Annotated in this window: 3 protein-coding genes; all 3 read left to right on the top strand. The window is 68.9% G+C overall.

Going from position 1 to position 3,703, the window contains the following annotated elements; genetic code table 11:
* Positions 1–111 precede the first annotated feature (111 nt).
* The 3 genes from ACLN58_RS19450 to ACLN58_RS19440 all read left to right on the top strand — a co-directional run bounded on the left by ACLN58_RS19450 (position 112) and on the right by ACLN58_RS19440 (position 3,661).
* Positions 112–1,326 carry an MFS transporter gene (locus tag ACLN58_RS19450; RefSeq protein WP_415856885.1) on the top strand — a complete coding sequence of 405 codons (1,215 nt, stop codon included), beginning with the start codon at positions 112–114 and terminating at the stop codon, positions 1,324–1,326.
* A 78-nt stretch (positions 1,327–1,404) separates the two neighbouring features.
* Entirely contained in the window at positions 1,405–1,782 is a 378-nt protein-coding gene (trxA, locus tag ACLN58_RS19445; protein WP_415856884.1) for a thioredoxin, read from the top strand.
* Positions 1,783–1,969: 187 nt separating this feature from the next.
* Positions 1,970–3,661, top strand: a complete 1,692-nt coding sequence (locus tag ACLN58_RS19440) for an AMP-binding protein (RefSeq protein WP_415856883.1) — start codon at positions 1,970–1,972, stop codon at positions 3,659–3,661.
* Positions 3,662–3,703 lie beyond the last annotated feature (42 nt).

Raw genomic sequence — 3,703 nt, 5'->3', positions numbered from 1 at the left:
CTTCGGCGTCCTCGGCCCCGACGAGCTCGAGGCCCTCCGCGCCGCCCTGCCGGCCATGGACAAGATCAACGAGCGGCTTCACACCGCCACGAACCACAAGGAGCACATCGCATGACTGCTCAGACCGCAGTCCACTTGACGCTCGAGGCCGAGAAGGCCTCGTTCTTCCGCCAGCCCAAGGCCGTCTGGGCCACGGCCGCGGCGGCCGTCTTCGCGTTCATGGGCATCGGGCTCGTGGACCCGATCCTGCCGTCGATCGCCGCGAACCTCGAGGCGAGCCCGAGCGAGGTCTCGCTCCTGTTCACGAGCTACTTCCTCGTGACCGCCGTCGCGATGCTCGTCACGGGCTTCGTGTCCTCGCGGATCGGCGGAAAGAAGACGCTCCTGATCGGCCTCGCGCTCATCGTCGTGTTCGCCTCGCTCTCCGGCACGAGCGGCTCGGTGTGGCAGCTCGTGGGCTTCCGCGCCGGCTGGGGCCTCGGCAACGCGCTCTTCGTCGCGACCGCGCTCGCGGTGATCGTGGGCGTCGCGTCCGGCGGCACGTCCACCGCGATCATCCTCTATGAGGCCGCGCTGGGCCTCGGCATCTCCCTCGGCCCGCTCGTGGGCGCCCTCCTGGGCGGCTGGCAGTGGCGCGCGCCGTTCTTCGGCACGGCGACCCTCATGGCGATCGCGTTCATCGCGCTCGCGACGCTCCTCCCCAAGACCCCCGTGCCCGCGCAGAAGACGCGGCTCAGCGAGCCGCTCCGCGCGCTCGGCCACGCGGGGCTGCGGACGACGGCGGGCAGCGCCTTCTTCTACAACTTCGGCTTCTTCACGGTGCTCGCGTTCACGCCATTCATCCTCGGCATGAACGCGTACGGCATCGGCGCGGTCTTCTTCGGCTGGGGCGTGGCGCTCGCGCTCACTTCGGTGTTCGTCGCGCCACCGCTCCAGGTCCGCTTCGGGGATGTCGTCGTGCTCACGGGCACGCTCGCGCTCCTCGCGCTCGACCTCGCGGGCCTCGGCCTCGCGGCGGCCGCGCACTCGGTGCCGGCCGTCGTGGTCCTCGTGATCATCGCCGGCGCGCTCCTCGGCGTGAACAACACGGTCTACACGGAGCTCGCGATGGGCGTCTCCGACTCGCCGCGCCCCGTCGCAAGCGCGGGGTACAACTTCGTGCGGTGGATGGGCGGTGCCCTCGCCCCGTATATTGCTACGAAGCTCGGCGAGGATTTCGGCGCCCCCGTGCCGTTCTTTGTGGCGGCCGTGGCCCTCGTCGCGTCGATCGTCATCGCGTTCGCGGGCCGCGCCTACCTCCGGGAGCACGAGCCCGCGGCGGTTTGAGATCTGCCCTGCCGGGAATGTTCCGAGCCGGGAGGCCGTTGAACGACTGAACGACTACGACAAACGAGGAGGGCTTCTATGGCCACCAAGAACATCACCGGCGAGTCGTTCGCCGAGACCATCGAGAACAACGACATCGTGCTCGTCGACTTCTGGGCGTCGTGGTGCGGACCGTGTACGCAGTTCGCGCCGACCTACGAGGCTGCGTCGGAGAAGCATGAGGACGTCGTGTTCGCCAAGGTAGACACCGAGGCTGAGCAGGTGCTCGCCGCGCAGGCCAACATCACGTCCATCCCGACGCTCATGGCGTTCCGCGAGAAGGTCCTGGTCTTCTCCCAGCCCGGCGCGCTGCCGCCGGAGGCGCTCGAGCAGGTGATCACTGCGGTCAAGGGCCTCGACATGGAGGACGTGCACCGCAAGGTCGCCGAGGCGCAGGAGAAGCACGTCCAGAACTGACCCCGTCAGCATCCGGCGGCGCCGTTCCCCCTTCCCGGGGGAGCGGCGCCGTCGTCGTTTGTCCCGCTCGCGCGGCCGGGCCGTCATTCCGCGCGGTGAACCGACTTGCTAGCCTGCTCCTGAGCACGCGGACCGCACCGCTGAGCGGTCAATGGAGATCGCGGGATCGACGAGGATCAGGAGAGCCATGCTGTCGTTCACGGCTGGAGAGACCGACATTCCACTGCTCGAGGAGACGATCGGGCACAACTTCGCGCGGATCGTCGAGCGGTTCGGTGAGCGCGAGGCGCTCGTCGAGGCTGCGGCCGACGGCGATGCTGCCGCCGCCCGGCGCTGGACCTTCCGCGAGCTGGACGACGACGTCGACCGGCTCGCGCGCGGGCTCCTCGCCGTGGGCGTCGAGGCCGGCGAGCGGATCGGCATCTGGAGCCCCAACTGTGCCGAGTGGACCATCCTGCAGTACGCGACGGCCAAGATCGGCGCCGTCTTGGTCAACGTGAACCCCGCGTACCGCACGCACGAACTCGTCTTCGTGGTGAAGCAGAACGGGATGCGGACGCTCGTGGTCGCGCCGTCGGACAAGAACAGCGACTACGTCGGCATGGCACGGGAGGCGCTCTCCGAGTGCCCCGCGCTCCGCGGGCTCGTGTTCCTGCCCGAGCCCGCTCGGGCGGCCGACGGGGCGTTCGTGGCCGGCGTTCCGGCCTCGCCGGAGGAGACCACGTGGGAAGCCGTCGCGGCGCGCGCCGGCGAGGTCCCGCCGCAGTCCGTCGCGGAGCGCGCGGCGACGCTCGCGCCCGGGGACCCTATCAACATCCAGTACACGTCCGGCACCACGGGCTTCCCCAAGGGCGCGACGCTCACGCACCGGAACATCCTCAACAACGGCTTCTCGATCGGCGAGCTCCTCGAATACACCGAGGAGGACCGCGTGGTGATTCCCGTGCCGTTCTATCACTGCTTCGGCATGGTGATCGGAAATCTCAACGCGTTCTCGCACGGCTGTGCCACGATCCTCCCGGGCCGCGGCTTCAACCCCGCCGCGACCCTCACGTCCGTGCAGGACTTCGGCGGGACCTCGCTCTACGGCGTGCCGACGATGTTCATCGCCGAACTCGCCCTCCCGGAATTCGCGGACTACCGGCTCGACACGCTGCGCACGGGCGTCATGGCTGGTTCGCTCTGCCCCATCGAAGTCATGAAGCGCGTCATCTCGGACATGCACATGGAGGACGTGGCGATCTGCTACGGAATGACGGAGACGTCGCCGGTTTCGACGATGACCCGGCAGGGCGACTCGCTCGGGCAGCGGACCGAGACCGTGGGGCGCACCATGCCGCATCTCGAGAGCAAGGTCGTGGACGCGGCCGGCGAGACGCTCGAGCGAGGGCAGATCGGGGAGCTGTGCACGCGCGGCTATGCCGTCATGGCCGGGTACTGGGACCAGCCTGAGAAGACCGCCGAGGCGGTCGACGCCGACGGCTGGATGCACACGGGGGATCTGGCCCGCATGGACGAGGACGGCTACGTGGTGATCGAGGGCCGGATCAAGGACATGGTGATCCGCGGCGGAGAGAACATCTACCCCCGCGAGATCGAGGAGTTCCTGTACCAGCACCCGAGCGTCCAGGACGTCCAGGTGATCGGCGTCCCCGACGAGAAGTACGGGGAGGAGCTCATGGCCTGCATCATCCTCAAGCCCGGCGTGGAGCCGCTCGACGCTCACGCGATCGCGGAGTTCTGCCGCGGGCGCCTCGCGCACTATAAGGTTCCGAGGTACGTGGACCTCCGCGAGAGCTTCCCCATGACCGTGTCCGGCAAAGTGCGGAAGGTCGAGATGCGCGAGGAGGCCATCGAGCGGCTCGGCTTGAGGGCGTAGCGGCCGGATCCGTGCTCCGGTCCGCTTCTTGGTGTGCCGACT

The sequence above is a fragment of the Sinomonas sp. G460-2 genome, from assembly GCF_047759905.1.
GTDB lineage: Bacteria > Actinomycetota > Actinomycetes > Actinomycetales > Micrococcaceae > Sinomonas.
This window is presented reverse-complemented; position numbering and strand designations above follow the sequence as displayed.

Coding starts and splice junctions, on each gene's coding strand:
- ACLN58_RS19450 (WP_415856885.1), top strand. CDS start 112: ATGACTGCTCAGACCGCAGTCCACTTGACGCTCGAGGCCGAGAAGGCC.
- ACLN58_RS19440 (WP_415856883.1), top strand. CDS start 1,970: ATGCTGTCGTTCACGGCTGGAGAGACCGACATTCCACTGCTCGAGGAG.
- trxA (WP_415856884.1), top strand. CDS start 1,405: ATGGCCACCAAGAACATCACCGGCGAGTCGTTCGCCGAGACCATCGAG.